This window comes from Microbacterium sp. NPDC089188 (assembly GCF_040685155.1).
Taxonomy (GTDB): domain Bacteria; phylum Actinomycetota; class Actinomycetes; order Actinomycetales; family Microbacteriaceae; genus Microbacterium; species Microbacterium galbum.
The window spans coordinates 609,216-623,415 of the sequence record NZ_JBFBHH010000002.1; the positions used below are offsets into that span (position 1 = coordinate 609,216).

Genomic DNA, 14,200 nt, shown 5'->3' on the forward strand with positions numbered 1-14,200 from the left:
CGGGGCGATCTCGCCCGGTTCCGCACCAGACAGGGGAAACGACCATGACCGACACGCCCACACCGCCCGACGGCTGGTACCCCGACCCCGCAGGAGGCGGCGGCCTGCGCCGCTGGGACGGCACGAGCTGGACCGACGAGGTGCGCACGGTCGACGGGTCGGCGCCCACCGCGCCAGAGGCCACGGCCGCGCCGACGAGCGAGGACAGCGCCGTCGCGCACGACGCGGTCCCACACGCGCGCGAGCCCCTCGCCTCGGCCGAACCGCAGGAGGCCGCGACCGCGTCGGAGCCGGGGGTCGGTGACCGCGTCGTGGCGTCGGAGCCCGATCTCGCGGGGGAGTCTGCGGGTAGCCCGGAGCCGGCCGCGCCGGCGCCCGCGGGCAGCCCGGAGCCGACCGCACCCGAGCCCGTCGTCGCTTCGGAGCCATCCGCGGCGTCGGAGCCGTCGGCGACCCCGGATCCCGTCGTGGCGTCGGAGCCGTCGGCGACCCCGGAGCGCGACCTCGCGGCGGGTGCACCGGCTGCACCGGAGCCCGTCGTCGCGTCGGAGCCGTCCGCGGCGTCGGAGCCGTCGGCGACCCCGGATCCTGTCGTGGCCCCGGACCATGGCGCCGCGACCGATCCGGCTCCTGCGGCAGCCTCTGCGGTGCCGCCCGTCGCCCCGCCCATAGCGCCCGTGTCGGCGCCGGCGCCCGCGCCCGCGTATCCGACCGCGGCGAGCTCGCCGACCGCCGCGGGGTATGCGAGTCCGCCCGCCTACCCGGGAGCTCCGGCGTATTCGAGCGCCTCCGCCTCGCCGGATGCCGCCCCGCGCACCGACATCCGCACCAACACCGTCTGGGTCTGGCTGGTGGCCCTCCTCCCGCTGGTCGGGGTTCTCTCGCTGTTCCTGTTCGACTGGTCGACCTTCATCCAGGAGTCGTTCTACGCGCAGGTCTACGGCGGCGGGACGTCGCCCGTCGAAGCGGTGGTGTCTGCCGTCACCACCGTGCTGGGACTCGTCTTCTCGGCGGTCACGGTGCTCTTCGCGTTCCTCGACTGGCGTGTGCTGCGCGCTCGCGGGGTCGAGCGGCCGTTCCACTGGGCGTGGAGCTTCTTCGTCTTCCTCATCGGCAGCGGGCTGGTGTACGTCATCGGTCGCGCCGTGATCCTGCGCAAGCGCACACGGAGCGGTCTCGCGCCGATGTGGGCGGCCATCGCGGTCAACGTCGTGGCGCTCATCGCCATCATCGCGTGGGGGATCTTCCTGCTCTGGCAGATCATCCCGCTGATCGAGGAGCTCCAGTACTACGGATACTGAGCCGGCGGGCGGGTGAGGGCGAGGGCGTCCTCACCCGGCTCGCGGCGATTCCGGGCGAGGCCCGTCAGTCGTGCGACGTCGCCCGCACCGCCGCGATCGCGTCGAGAAGCGCGTGCGCGGTGTCATCCTTCGATCCGGATGCCGTCGCCACGACGCGTCCGTCGCGATCCACGATCGTGAGGGCGTTGTCCGCCGCCTCGAAGCCCCGCGTCCACCCCACGGCGTTCGCGGCCAGGAGGTCGACGCCCTTCCGCGCGGCCTTGGCGCGGGCGCGCGCGAGGAGCTCGTCGTCATCGGCCACGGTCTCCGCGGCGAAAGCGACGATCGTCTGACCCGCACGCCGGGCTCCGACGAGCCCGGCCACGACGTCGCGGTTCTCGGTCAGGTGCAGCGTCAGTCCACCCGGGGAGTCCTGCTTGCGCAGCTTGTGCGCCGACACCTCGGCCACGGAGTAGTCGGCGACCGCCGCGGCCATGACGATCACATCGGCGTCGGGAGCCGTGGCATCCATCGCCCGTCCGAGTTCGTCGGCGGTTCCGACCGCCACGACCTCGACGCGGGGGTCGGGACGCACGTCGGCGTCGAGATGCGCGGCGACGAGGGTCACCCGCGCGCCGCGGTCGGCGGCCGCGCGGGCGATCGCGACACCCTGCCGTCCGCTGGAGCGGTTGCCGAGGAAGCGGACCGGATCGATCGGCTCGCGCGTGCCCCCGGCGCTCACCACGATCGAGACGCCGTCGAGGTCACGCGGGCGTTCGACGAGGGCGAGGGCCGCGGCGGCGATCTCCTCGGGTTCCGACATGCGGCCCGGACCGGAATCGCCGCCGGTGAGCTCACCGTCGGCCGGTCCCACGACGTGCACGCCGCGGGCGCGCAGCACCTCCATGTTGTGGACGGTCGCCGGATGCCGCCACATCTCGGTGTGCATGGCCGGAGCGACCACGACGGGGGCGGTGGTCGCGAGCAGCGTCGTGCCGAGCAGGTCGGAGGCGAGCCCGGCGGCCATCGCCGCAAGGGTGTTGGCCGTCGCCGGAGCGACGATCACGAGGTCGGCCGACTGGCCGAGCGCGACGTGACGAACCTTGGCGACGTCGTCATGCACCGACGTGGTCACGGGATGGCGACTGAGCGCCTCCCAGGTGGGCAGTCCCACGAACCGCAGGGCGTCGTCGGTGGGGATCACGTGCACGTCGTGCCCGGCCTTCCCCAGCAGGCGCACGAGGCCGACGGTCTTGTAGGCGGCGATGCCCCCGGTCACTCCCACCACGACGAACATCGCCCCAGTCTTCCAGGTCGCACCGGTCGGCGGGGGGTGGTGCGGGCACGGCGAGCGGCACAGGTGCCGCCGTCACCAGAACAGGGGATGCGACGACAACAGGCCAATACGGCGCCGTGCGCCCTGTTCTCGTCGCATCCCCTGCTTTCAGGGCGCGGTAGGCGTGGGGCGGGTCCGGGTGCGGACGTCGGTGCCGACGCGGGGGTCACCGCCGACACCGGAACAGGGGATGCGACGAGAACAGGCCGATGTGGCGCCGTGCGCCCTGTTCTCGTGGCATCCCCTGTTTTCACGGCGCGGGTAGCGTAGAGCGGGTGTGCACCGTCGTCATCGATGTCCCCGCCGCGCCCGGTGACCCCGTGCGCCTCCTCGCGGTCCGCGATGAGGACCGGGACCGCCCGTGGCGCGGCCTCGGACCGTGGTGGCCCGACCGCCCCGGGGTTCTCGGCGTGCGCGACGACCGCGCGGGCGGTGCGTGGCTGACGGTCCATCCCGATCGACGTCGGCTGGCGGTGCTCCTCAACCGCGAAGACCTTTCGACGCGCGCGGATGACGAGGTCGTCAGCCGCGGCGCGATCGCCCTCGATGCGCTGGGTGACGGCATCCCGGATCATCCTCCGACCCGCGGGTTCAACCTCGTCGAGGTGGATGCCACGGGTGCCCGCCTCGTCGAGTGGGACGGACTCGCGGTGCGGCGCACGCCGCTGAGCCCCGGTACGCACATGGTCGCTCACCACGCGGTGGACGATGCCGGGACCCCGCGCATCGCACGGTGGCTCGCGGAGTTTCGCGGCGCAGGACTCGCAGCCGACTCCGCGTGGTGGGAGCCGTGGATGCGCGTCGTGGAACAGTCGACGCACGACCCCGCGTCATCGATCCTCCGTCGCGACGCCCACGATGGCCTCGTTCTCGAGTCGCTGCTCGTCTGTGCCGCGAGTATCGGCCCGGACGGCGTCGAGATGCGCGACGCGCGCCTGGCGGAGCCGGGGCACTGGGACGCCGGGCTCCCGTCCCGGCTGCTCACGGGCGACCCGCTGTCGCGGCGGTAGGCTGGTGGCATCCCGCCTCCGTAGCTCAGGGGATAGAGCGCCGCACTCCTAACGCGGGCGTCGCAGGTTCGAATCCTGTCGGGGGCACCATCTCGCGCCGCGGTCGGCTCTCCGGGCGCGCGCCCCTCGTTCCGGCGTCCCTCTCGACTGGCCGTACGACGTGTGCCCGCAGGTGGCCCCGGGGCCATCCGCGGCGTCTGCGACATCGCTTGGGCCTCGCCCGCGTCGCTCGCGTCGAGGTCGAGGCCGTCGTCTGTCTCGCGTAGTGGTCGAGGCCGTGCCCTCGCCCCCCGCCCTCGCCCTCGACCTCAGTCGCCCCGTTGCCCCCGCGTCCGCCGCATGGCATTATTACTGAACGATCGGTCGGAAAACCTCGCAGTCGAGGTGGACGCGACCCCGCCAGAGCCGGCGGGGGAGAGGATGGCGATGTCGCAGGCGTTTCTCATCGGCGGTGCGCGCACCCCGGTCGGGCGGTACGGCGGGTCGTTGGCATCCGTTCGTCCCGACGATCTCGCGGCCCTCGTGGTCGGTGAGGCCGTGACCCGCGCGGGTGTTCCCGCCGAGGCGATCGACGAGGTGATCCTCGGCGCGGCGAACCAGGCCGGCGAGGACAACCGCAACGTCGCGCGCATGGCCGTGCTGCTCGCAGGCCTCCCGGATGCCATCCCCGGCCTCACCGTGAACCGCCTCTGCGCCTCGGGGATGAGCGCGATCGCGCTCGCCGCCCAGGCCGTGCGGGCGGGCGACGCCGACATCGTCGTCGCGGGCGGGGTGGAGTCGATGACGCGCGCGCCCTGGGTGCAGGCGAAGCCCTCGAAAGCATGGGCGAAGCCGGGCGACGCCTTCGACACCTCGATCGGCTGGCGCTTCACCAACCCGCGTCTCGCCGCGCGCGACAAAGCGACGTTCACCATGCCCGAGACGGCCGAGGAGGTCGCGCGCGTCGACGGCATCTCGCGCGCCGACGCCGACGCGTTCGCGCTGCGGAGTCACGAGCGGGCGGTGCGGGCGCAGGATGCCGGGCACTTCCGCGACGAGATCGTCGCCGTCGACACCGGTCGGGGCCTCATCGACACCGACGAAGGACCGCGGCGTGACACCTCGCTCGATGCGCTCGCCGGGCTCCGACCCGTCGTGAAGGGCGGGGAGGTCGTGACGGCGGGCAACTCCAGCTCGCTCAACGACGGAGCCTCCGCGATCGTCGTCGCCAGCGCCGACGCGGTCGAGCGCTACGGCCTGCGCCCCCGCGCGCGGATCGTCGCCCACGCCTCCGCCGGTCTCGCGCCGGAGATCATGGGGCTCGGCCCCGTGCCCGCGACCGAGAAGGCTCTCGCGAAGGCAGGGCTGTCGGCATCCGATCTGGGGGCGGTCGAACTCAACGAGGCGTTCGCGTCGCAGTCGCTCGCGTGCATGCGTCGGCTGGGGCTCGACCCCGAGATCGTCAACGCCGACGGCGGGGCGATCGCTCTCGGACATCCGCTGGGGTCGAGCGGCTCGCGGCTTCTCGTGACGCTGCTCGGTCGGCTCGAGCGCGAGGACGCGCGCTACGGCCTGGCGACCATGTGCGTCGGCGTCGGGCAGGGCACGGCGATGATCGTGGAGCGGGTCGATGGCTGAGACGCACACGCCGGCAACCTCGGCCCAGGTCGATGCGCCAGCGCAGGTCCCTGAGCCTGTCGAAGGGACCCGGGCCGGCGGAGACCTGGGGCCGGGGGCTTCGACGAGCTCAGCCACCGGGGCGACGGGCTCGACACCGCGCATCCGCATCGACGACCGCGCCGATCGCGTCGTCGCCACCCTCGACCGACCGGAGCGCCGCAACGCGATCGACCAGGCGATGATCGACGAACTCCACGCCCTCTGTGAGGAGCTGGAGGAGCGCCCGCGCACGCTCATCATCACCGGCGCCGGGGGGATCTTCGCCGCTGGGGCCGACATCGCGCAGTTGCGCGAACGCACCGGCGACGACGCGCGCCGCGGGATCAACGCGACCGCGTTCGATCGCATCCGCCGCCTGCCGATGCCCGTGATCGCGGCCGTCGACGGCTTCGCGCTCGGCGGGGGAGCCGAGCTCGCCTACGCCGCCGACATCCGCATCGGCACCCCGCGTGTGCGATTCGGCAACCCCGAGCCGGGGCTCGGCATCATCGCCGCGGCCGGAGCGTCGTGGCGGCTGCCCGAGATCGTTGGCCACGCCCGCGCGAGCGAGCTTCTGCTGACGGCGCGGGTGATCGACGCCGACGAGGCCCTCGCGTGGGGACTGCTGTCGAGCGTGCACGAGCCCGACGCGGTGCTGGACGCCGCCCACGCGATCGCCGACCGCATCGCCGCGAATTCCGCGCGCGCGACCATCCTCACCAAGCGCGCCCTGCTCGCGCCCCGCGCGGAGCACCCCGCCATCGACGGCGAACTCCAGGCCGAGCTGTTCGACAGCGCCGACAAGCGCGCGCGCATGACCGCGTTCCTCGAGAGGAAGAAGAAGTGACCCTCCCCGAGACCACGTCTCCGGCCCACGCCCTTGCCGGTACCGCCGCCGCGCCGCGCCCCTCGACCGACCGGGTCCCGGCGTCCGTGCCCACCAGCGTCGGCGTGCTCGGCGGGGGCCGCATGGGAGCCGGGATCGCGCACGCGTTCCTGCTCGCCGGTGCCCGCGTGCACGTCGTCGAGCGCGACGCCGCGGCCGCCGAGGCTGCCCGCGAGCGCGTCGAGACCGCTCTGGCCCGCTCCGCGCAGAAGGGCATCGAGATCCCGGATGCCGACACCTTGACCACCGGCGTCGACACCGCCGCGTTCGCCGCCGCGGGCCTCGTGATCGAGGCCGTCCCCGAGGATCGCGCGCTCAAAGTCGACGCCCTCGCGCGGATCGAGGGGGCCGTGCACGACCACGCGGTCGTGGCGTCCAACACCTCCTCCATCTCGATCGATGCGCTCGCCGCCGCGCTCCGCCGCCCGCAGCGGTTCCTCGGCCTGCACTTCTTCAACCCCGTCCCGGCATCGGCGCTGGTCGAGGTCGTCACCGGGTCGCGCAGCGAACCGCAGGTCGTCGGCGCGGCGACCGACTGGGTCGAGGCCATCGGCAAGACCGCCGTCGTCGTGCGCGATGCGCCGGGCTTCGCGTCCAGCCGCCTGGGTGTCTCCCTGGGGCTCGAAGCGATCCGCATGCTCGAAGAAGGCGTCGCGTCGGCGCACGACATCGACACGGCGATGGAGCTGGGGTACCGGCATCCGATGGGCCCCCTCCGCACGACCGACATCGTCGGGCTCGACGTGCGCCTGGGCATCGCCGAAGAACTCGAGCGCGCGTTCGGCGCGCGCTTCACCCCGCCCGCGCTGCTGCGAGAGCTCGTCGCCCAGGGGCACCTGGGTCGCAAGACCGGCCGCGGATTCTACGAATGGAGCGAACGATGACGTTTCTGCCGAGCTACGTGAAGGGTGCGTGGTGGACGCCGGACGGCGACCCCGACGCGGCGATCGTGCGGGACGCGTCGACGGGGGAGGAGATCGTGCGGGTCAGCACGCGCGGGCTCGACCTCGAGGGTGCCGTCGCCTACGCACGGCGCGAGGGCCAGAAGAGCATCGGCGCCCTCACCTTCCACCAGCGCGCGATGGTGCTGAAGAACCTCGCGATCGCGCTGAACGACCGCCGCGAAGAGCTCTACGCCCTCTCGGAGCGTTCCGGCTCGACCCGCCGCGACTCGCTCAGCGACGTCGACGGCGGCATCGGCGTGCTCTTCACCTTCTCGTCGAAGGCCCGTCGCGAACTCCCCGCCGGAAAGGTCGTGCTCGACGGACCGGTCGAGCCGCTGTCGAAGGACGGCTCCTTCCTCGGTCGGCACGTGTACACGCGCCTGCCCGGTGTCGCGGTGCAGATCAACGCCTTCAACTTCCCGATGTGGGGGGCGCTCGAGAAGTTCGCCCCCGCGTTCCTCGCCGGGCTCCCGACGATCGTGAAGCCCGCGACCCCGACGGCGTACATCGCCGAGGCGTGGGTGCGGATGGTCGTCGAGACCGGCCTCCTGCCCGAGGGCGCCCTGCAGCTGATCAGCGGGAGCGTCCCGGGCCTGTTCGACCTCCTCGACCTCGGCGACACCGTCGGCTTCACCGGCAGCGCCTCCACCGCCGAGCGCCTCCGCGCCCAGGCGAGGCCCGGGGTGCGGTTCACGAGCGAGACCGACTCGATCAACGCCTCGATCCTCGGCCCCGACGCGGTACCCGGCACCCCCGAGTTCGACGCCTACGTGAAGCAGCTGCTCGTCGAGCTGACGACCAAGGCGGGGCAGAAGTGCACCGCGATCCGCCGCGCGATCGTGCCGGCGGGAATGACGGATGCCGTGGCCGAGGCGCTGCGCGACAAGATCGCCGAGCGCGTGGTCGTCGGCGACCCGCGCGCCGAGGGCGTCACGATGGGCCCGGTCGTCTCGCGCGAGCAGCGCGACGAGGTGCTGCGGCAGGTGACGGCGCTCCAGGCGGCAGGAGGGCGGTTCGTCGTCGGCTCGGCCGAGGCGCCCGAGGGCACACCCGAAGAGGGAGCGTTCCTCCGGCCCATGCTCCTGGCCTTCGCGGATGCCGCGACCCCGGCCGTCAACGACATCGAGGCGTTCGGGCCGGTCGCGAGCATCGTCGAATACGCCGACGTCGCCGAGGCCGCGACCATCGTGGGTCGGGGCGGCGGCTCGCTCGTCACGAGCATCGCCACCCACGACCCCGACGTCGCGACAGAGCTGCTCACCCGAATGGGCGCGATGAACGGCCGCGTGCTCTTCCTCGACCGCGACGATGCGCGCACCTCGACCGGCCACGGCGCCCCCGTGCCGCACCTCGTGCACGGCGGGCCCGGTCGGGCGGGTGGCGGCGAGGAGCTCGGCGGCATCCGCTCCGTCCTCCACTCCATGCAGCGCACCGCGATTCAGGGTTCGCCGCGCATGCTGACCGCGCTCACCGGGGTGTGGCATCCGGGAGCCGAGACCGACTCCACGGGGACGCACCCGTTCCGCAAACCCCTCTCGGATCTCCGGATCGGGGATGCCGTGGAGTCGGCCGAGCGAGAGGTCACCCTCGACGACATCGAGGTGTTCGCGAGATTCACCGGCGACACGTTCTACGCGCACATGGACGAGGAGTCGGCCGCGGCGAACCCGTTCTTCCCGGGACGCGTCGCGCACGGGTACCTGCTCGTGTCGTGGGCGGCAGGGCTCTTCGTCGACCCCGCGCCGGGTCCCGTGCTGGCGAACTCGGGCCTCGAGAACCTCCGCTTCGTCACCCCCGTCTCACCCGGCGACCGCATCCGCGTGTCGCTCACGGCGAAGCAGATCACCCCGCGCGAGACCGACGAGTACGGCGAGGTGCGGTGGGATGCCGTGATCCGCAACCAGGACGACGAGATCGTCGCGCAGTACGACGTGCTCACGCTCGTGGCCAAGACGTGGGCTCCGGTGGCGGTGCCGGCATGAGTCTGCGGCCGATGATGCAGCGCGATCAGGCATCCGCGATGCTCGGCATGGTCGTCGAACACGACGCGCCCGGAGAATCGCGGGTGTCGATGACCGTGCGCGACGACATGCTGAACGGCTTCGCCATCACCCACGGCGGGCTCGTCTTCACCCTCGCCGACACGGCCTTCGCGATCGCCTGCAACGAGGACGAGCGCGTGACGGTCGCCGGCGGCGCCGACATCACGTTCTTGAAGTCCACGACCGCCGGGCAGACGCTCACGGCGACGGCTGCGCGCCGCGCCCGCAGCGGCCGGACGGGCTTGTACGACATCCGGGTGACGGATGAGACGGGCGACCTCGTCGCCGAGGTGCGCGGCCGCAGCATCACGACGGACCGGCGTCCGCCGGTTCCGGTCCCTTCGACGAGCTCAGGGACCTCTGACGTGGCGGTGAGCTCTGACGCGCCGGTGGCTAAGCCTGTCGATGCCTCCGGCCCCCGACCCGCGAACGACCCCCAGCGCAACGCCGCGCTGACGACCACGGAGGTGTCCCGATGACCCTGACCACCGCATCGGGCCCGGACTTCCTGGCATCCGTCGATCCCACCGGCATCCCGCTCGACAGGCTCCGCGCCCTACAGCTCGAGCGCCTGCAGTGGACCGTGCGCCACGCGTACGACAACGTCGCGCTGTACCGCCGCACGTTCGACGAGGCCGGCGTGCACCCCGACGACATCCGCTCGCTCGACGACATCCGCCTGCTGCCGTTCACGACCAAGGCGGACCTCCGGGAGACCTATCCCTTCGGGATGTTCGCGGTGCCGATGGCCGACGTGCGTCGCATCCATGCCTCCTCCGGCACGACCGGGCGTCCCACGGTGGTCGGATACACCGCCGGCGACCTCGACCGCTGGGCCGACCTCGTCGCGCGGTCGCTGAGCGCGGCCGGCATCCGCGCGGGCGACCGCGTGCACAACGCGTACGGCTACGGCCTGTTCACCGGGGGCCTCGGCGCGCACGCGGGCATCGAGCGGCTCGGGGCGACCGTCATCCCGATGTCGGGTGGGCAGACCGCGCGCCAGGCCCAGCTCATCCAGGACTTCGAACCGGATGCCATCCTCTGCACGCCCAGCTACCTCTTGACGATCGCCGACGCGTTGGAGGCCGCGGGTGTCGACCCGCGATCCACCTCGCTCAAGGTCGCCGTGCTCGGCGCGGAGCCCTGGACCAACGAGATGCGACGCGAGATCGAGCGCCGGCTCGACCTCGTCGCCGTCGACATCTACGGCCTGAGCGAGGTGATGGGCCCGGGCGTGGCATCCGAGAGCGCCCTCACCAAAGACGGCCCGCACGTGTGGGAGGACCACTTCCTCCCCGAGACGATCGACGGCGAGACCGGCGAGCCCGTCGCCGACGGCGAGCTCGGCGAGCTTGTCTTGACCTCCCTCACGAAGGAGGCGTTCCCGGTCATCCGCTACCGCACCCGCGACCTCACCCGTCTGCACCCCGGCACGGCGTTCCCGTCGATGCGCCGCATCGAGAAGATCACCGGCCGCAACGACGACATGATCATCCTGCGCGGCGTGAACCTCTTCCCGACGCAGATCGAGGAGATCGTGATGGGCATCGAGACCCTCACGCCCCACTTCGTGCTCGAGCTGCGGCGCGAGGGGCGGATGGATGCCATGACCGTCCGCATCGAGAGGCATCCGGCCCTGGAACGCGAGGTGTGCGAAGCCGCCGGCGTCGCGCTGCAGCAGCGCATCAAGGTGCTCATCGGCACGACGGTCGACGTGCGCGTCGAGGAGCCGGGCGTCCTTCCCCGCAGCGAGGGCAAGTACAAGCGGGTCTACGACCTGCGCTGATCCGCGGGGCCCTCAGTCTCCGCAGACGGCGATGAATTCGATCTCGACCTTCGCGCCGCGGGGGAGGGCGGCGACCTGGTAGGCCGCACGAGCGGGCAGCACCGCGCCGGTGAAGCGTTCGCCGTAGACCTCGTTCACCGCGGCGAAGTCGGCGATGTCGGTCAGCAGGATCGTGGTCTTGACCACGCGGTCCATGCTCGAGCCGGCGGCGGCGAGGATGGCGGCGCCGTTGCTCAGCGACTGCGCGGCCTGGGCGCGCACGTCGGCGCCGACGAGCTCTCCCGTCGCGGGGTCGAGGGGCAGCTGTCCCGAGACGAAGACGAGTTCCCCGGTGCGGACGGCCTGCGAGTAGGCGCCGATGGCGGCGGGGGCTTCGGGCGAGGTCACTGTGGAGATGATGGTCATGGGGTTCCCTTCAGGGCGTCGATGGCGGCGTCGACCGCGGACGACGAGGTGGTGGCGTGCACACTGAAGCGCACACGGTCGGAACCGTGCGCGGTGGCCGTCACACCGCGCTCGGCGAGACGCGCGACGGTCGTGGGGGCCGATCGGTCGGCGACGTGCGCCACGACGATGCCGGCGCGCGCACCGTCCTCCTGTGGTGACAGCACGGGGAAACCGGCATCCGTCAGCGCGGTCGACAACTGACCGGTCCTGTCGGCGATGCGCCGGCCGACGGTCGGTACGCCGACGCTCTCCAGCAGCTCGAGAGCGGTCGCGAGGGCACCTGAGCTGAACGGGGAGGCGTTGGTGATCGACAGGCGTTGCGCTCCGGGAAGAGCCGGGTGCGGACGTCCGTCGTAGAGCCCCGCCTCCTCGACGCCGGTCCAGCCGCCGAGAAGGGGACGGAGGCGCTCCAGCGCCCGCGGGGACAGCGCCAGGAAGCCGGTTCCCCATCCGGCTCGGAGCCACTTCTGTCCGCCGACGACCAGCGCATCCGCCAGCGTCCAATCGGCCTCGATGACGCCAAACCCCTGGATGCCGTCGACGATGAGCAGCCGGTCGCCAACGGCGTCGCGGAGCGCGGCGAGGTCCGCACGGGCTCCGGTGCGGAAGTCGACGGCACTGACGGCGACGGCCACGGTATCGGCCGTGACGGCCTCGGCGACGCGCGCGGCGGTGACCGGGGCCAGGGGGACTCCCGCGACGGGAGGCAGGGTCCGCACCCGGGTGAGGCCCGCCTCCTCCGACCGCCACCACGCGTACAGGTTGGAGGGGAACTCCGCCGCGCTGACGAGGACCTCGCCCGGCGGCAATCCGAAGGCGATCTGGAACAGCCCGAGGGAGGTGCTGCTGGTCAGGGTCACGGCATCCGGAGCGAAGCCGCTCAGACGGGAGACTGCCGCGAGGGCGCGCCGGTCTTCGGCATGCAGCCGTGCGGAGGCCTCGCCGTCCGCGGCCGCCTGGGCGAGCCCGCCGATCGTGTCGACCACGGCCTGCGACGGAGGACCGTAGCTGGCGAAGTTGAGATACCCGCTCGGTTCGCGGAACGCTGCGAGGTATCTCTCCCACGCCGTCGAGCTCATGCCAGCACCCGCTGCAGGAACTGCCGCGTCCGCGCCTCGCGAGGGTCGCCGAGCACCTGCTCCACCGGCCCCTCCTCGACGATGCCGGCATCGGCCATGAACACCACGCGATCCGCGACCTCGCGGGCGAACGCCATCTCGTGCGTGACGACGAGCATCGTCATCCCCTCCCGAGCGAGGTCGCCCATCACCGTCAGAACCTCGCCGACGAGCTCCGGGTCCAGGGCCGAGGTCGGTTCGTCGAACAACAGGAACAGCGGCTTCATAGCCACCGCCCGGGCGATCGCGACGCGTTGCCGCTGACCGCCCGACAGCTGGCTCGGATACGCGTCGATCCGTTCGCCCAGGCCGACCCGTTCGAGGATCGCGACGGCCTCCGCCCGCACCTCTTTCGCCGGTCGACGCTGCACGCGCACCGGCCCCTCCATCACGTTGCCGAGCACCGTGAGATGCGGGAAGAGGTTGAAGTGCTGGAAGACCATCGCCGTCTTCGCGCGCTGCGCCGACAGGCGGCGCTCCGTCAACTCGTGCAGTTTGCCGTCGCGGAGCTCGTAGCCCATGGGCTCGCCGCCCACCCAGACCTCGCCGCTGTCGGGCTCCTCGAGACGGTTCAGCGTGCGCAGGAACGTGGACTTCCCGGCGCCGGACGGGCCGATGATGCAGACGACCTCGCCGCTGCGGACGGTGAGCGACACGTCGCTGAGCACCACATTGTGTCCGTAGGACTTCGTGATGCGCACCGCTTCGAGAACAGGTGCGGCGTCGGGGGTGACGGTCATTTCTCGCTCCTCATCAGCGGGGGACGGCCGAGGTCGCCGACGATCTTCCGGCGAAGGGCGCGTGCGTTGCGCGGACCGCCGGGCCGGCGATCCTGACGGTCGAAGGCGCGCTCGAGGTAGAACTGCCCGACGCTGGCGACACTGACGATCACCATGTACCAGATGGCCGCGGCGATGAGCGTCTCCATGACCTGCAGGTTGAACGACGAGATGTTGTTGGCGGCGCGGATGAGCTCGACGTACCCGATCACGGATGCCATGGCCGTGCCCTTGAGCATGTTGATGAAGTCGTTGCCGGTCGGGGGGATGATGATGCGCATCGCCTGGGGGAGCACGATCCGCGCCATGCGCTGCATCGGGGTCTGGCCGATGGACTGCGCGGCCTCGATCTGGCCACGGTCGACGCTCTTGAGGCCCGCGCGGACGATCTCCGCCATGTACGCGCTCTCGTTGAGCGCAAGGCCCAGGAACGCCGCGATGAAGGTGGTCATGACGGCATTCGTGCTCACGTCGACGAAGAGCACGTCGGTGAACGGGATGCCGACCTGCAGGCGCGGGAAGATCAGCGCGAGGTTGTACCAGAGCAGGATCTGCAGCAGTACCGGCAATCCGCGGAACAACCAGGTGTACCCGGCCGCGAAAGCCTGGGCGACGGGGTTCTTCGAGATGCGCATGAGAGCGATGACGACACCGATGACGATCGCACTCAGCTGGGCGACGACCGCGAGCACGATGGTGCCGACGAGACCTTGAAGGATGATCGGCGAGATCACGTAGTACGGGATGTCGCCGTAGGAGATGTCACCCTGCGAGGCGGCGGCGATGAGGGCGACCAGCAGGAGCACGATGACGACTCCGCTGACCCACCGCCCCCAGTGCTTCAGTCGGACCTGGGGGAGGAGGGGCCGTTCCCCGGCCGCGGCGGGCGACGGACCGCGTCCATCGCCCAGCCGGGATGTGGAGATCGACACCG

13 protein-coding genes and 1 tRNA gene are annotated in these 14,200 nt (G+C 71.9%); 9 read left to right on the forward strand and 5 right to left on the reverse strand.

Annotation, left to right across the window (positions count from 1 at the left end; translation table 11 throughout):
- Window positions 1-44 precede the first annotated feature (44 nt).
- Window positions 45-1,301, forward strand: a complete 1,257-nt coding sequence (locus AB0N80_RS09140; RefSeq protein ID WP_363578541.1) for a DUF2510 domain-containing protein — start codon at window positions 45-47, stop codon at window positions 1,299-1,301.
- 64 nt (window positions 1,302-1,365) lie between these two features.
- On the opposite strand, the gene coaBC is transcribed toward AB0N80_RS09140, so the two are convergent.
- Complete coding sequence (gene coaBC, locus AB0N80_RS09145; protein WP_363578542.1) at window positions 1,366-2,577, reverse strand: bifunctional phosphopantothenoylcysteine decarboxylase/phosphopantothenate--cysteine ligase CoaBC; 1,212 nt, start codon at window positions 2,575-2,577, stop codon at window positions 1,366-1,368.
- Between the two features lie 314 nt (window positions 2,578-2,891).
- On the opposite strand from coaBC, the gene AB0N80_RS09150 reads away from it, so the two are divergent.
- From AB0N80_RS09150 to paaK, 8 genes are all read left to right on the forward strand, one after another.
- A complete protein-coding gene (locus AB0N80_RS09150; RefSeq protein WP_363578543.1) occupies window positions 2,892-3,626 on the forward strand; it encodes an NRDE family protein in 735 nt (244 codons plus the stop codon).
- Between the two features lie 14 nt (window positions 3,627-3,640).
- Window positions 3,641-3,716, forward strand: a tRNA-Arg gene (locus AB0N80_RS09155).
- Window positions 3,717-4,052: 336 nt separating this feature from the next.
- Window positions 4,053-5,243: a thiolase family protein gene (locus tag AB0N80_RS09160; RefSeq protein ID WP_315994756.1), complete on the forward strand. Its 1,191-nt coding sequence runs from the start codon at window positions 4,053-4,055 to the stop codon at window positions 5,241-5,243.
- The gene (locus AB0N80_RS09165; protein WP_363578544.1) at window positions 5,236-6,111 is read left to right on the forward strand and encodes an enoyl-CoA hydratase/isomerase family protein; all 876 of its coding nucleotides are present in this window, start codon (window positions 5,236-5,238) and stop codon (window positions 6,109-6,111) included. Before AB0N80_RS09160 ends, AB0N80_RS09165 begins: the two co-directional genes overlap by 8 nt.
- Window positions 6,108-7,034, forward strand: coding sequence for a 3-hydroxyacyl-CoA dehydrogenase family protein (locus AB0N80_RS09170; RefSeq protein ID WP_363578545.1), 927 nt, complete (start codon window positions 6,108-6,110; stop codon window positions 7,032-7,034). Before AB0N80_RS09165 ends, AB0N80_RS09170 begins: the two co-directional genes overlap by 4 nt.
- Window positions 7,031-9,076, forward strand: a complete 2,046-nt coding sequence (paaZ, locus tag AB0N80_RS09175) for a phenylacetic acid degradation bifunctional protein PaaZ (RefSeq protein WP_363578546.1) — start codon at window positions 7,031-7,033, stop codon at window positions 9,074-9,076. The genes AB0N80_RS09170 and paaZ overlap by 4 nt, the downstream gene beginning before the upstream one ends.
- Entirely contained in the window at window positions 9,073-9,615 is a 543-nt protein-coding gene (gene paaI / locus AB0N80_RS09180) for a hydroxyphenylacetyl-CoA thioesterase PaaI (protein ID WP_363578547.1), read from the forward strand. Before paaZ ends, paaI begins: the two co-directional genes overlap by 4 nt.
- Window positions 9,612-10,922, forward strand: coding sequence for a phenylacetate--CoA ligase PaaK (gene paaK, locus AB0N80_RS09185; RefSeq protein WP_363578548.1), 1,311 nt, complete (start codon window positions 9,612-9,614; stop codon window positions 10,920-10,922). Before paaI ends, paaK begins: the two co-directional genes overlap by 4 nt.
- Window positions 10,923-10,934: 12 nt before the next feature.
- Here paaK and AB0N80_RS09190 read toward each other — a convergent pair whose 3' ends face one another.
- From AB0N80_RS09190 to AB0N80_RS09205, 4 genes are read right to left on the reverse strand one after another with little or no spacing between them, the layout of a single operon-like run.
- Window positions 10,935-11,327: a RidA family protein gene (locus AB0N80_RS09190; RefSeq protein ID WP_315994750.1), complete on the reverse strand. Its 393-nt coding sequence runs from the start codon at window positions 11,325-11,327 to the stop codon at window positions 10,935-10,937.
- The gene (locus AB0N80_RS09195; protein ID WP_363578549.1) at window positions 11,324-12,448 is read right to left on the reverse strand and encodes an aminotransferase class V-fold PLP-dependent enzyme; all 1,125 of its coding nucleotides are present in this window, start codon (window positions 12,446-12,448) and stop codon (window positions 11,324-11,326) included. Before AB0N80_RS09195 ends, AB0N80_RS09190 begins: the two co-directional genes overlap by 4 nt.
- Complete coding sequence (locus tag AB0N80_RS09200) at window positions 12,445-13,227, reverse strand: amino acid ABC transporter ATP-binding protein (RefSeq protein WP_363389767.1); 783 nt, start codon at window positions 13,225-13,227, stop codon at window positions 12,445-12,447. Before AB0N80_RS09200 ends, AB0N80_RS09195 begins: the two co-directional genes overlap by 4 nt.
- Entirely contained in the window at window positions 13,224-14,198 is a 975-nt protein-coding gene (locus tag AB0N80_RS09205) for an amino acid ABC transporter permease (RefSeq protein WP_363578550.1), read from the reverse strand. The genes AB0N80_RS09200 and AB0N80_RS09205 overlap by 4 nt, the downstream gene beginning before the upstream one ends.
- Window positions 14,199-14,200: the final 2 nt, after the last annotated feature.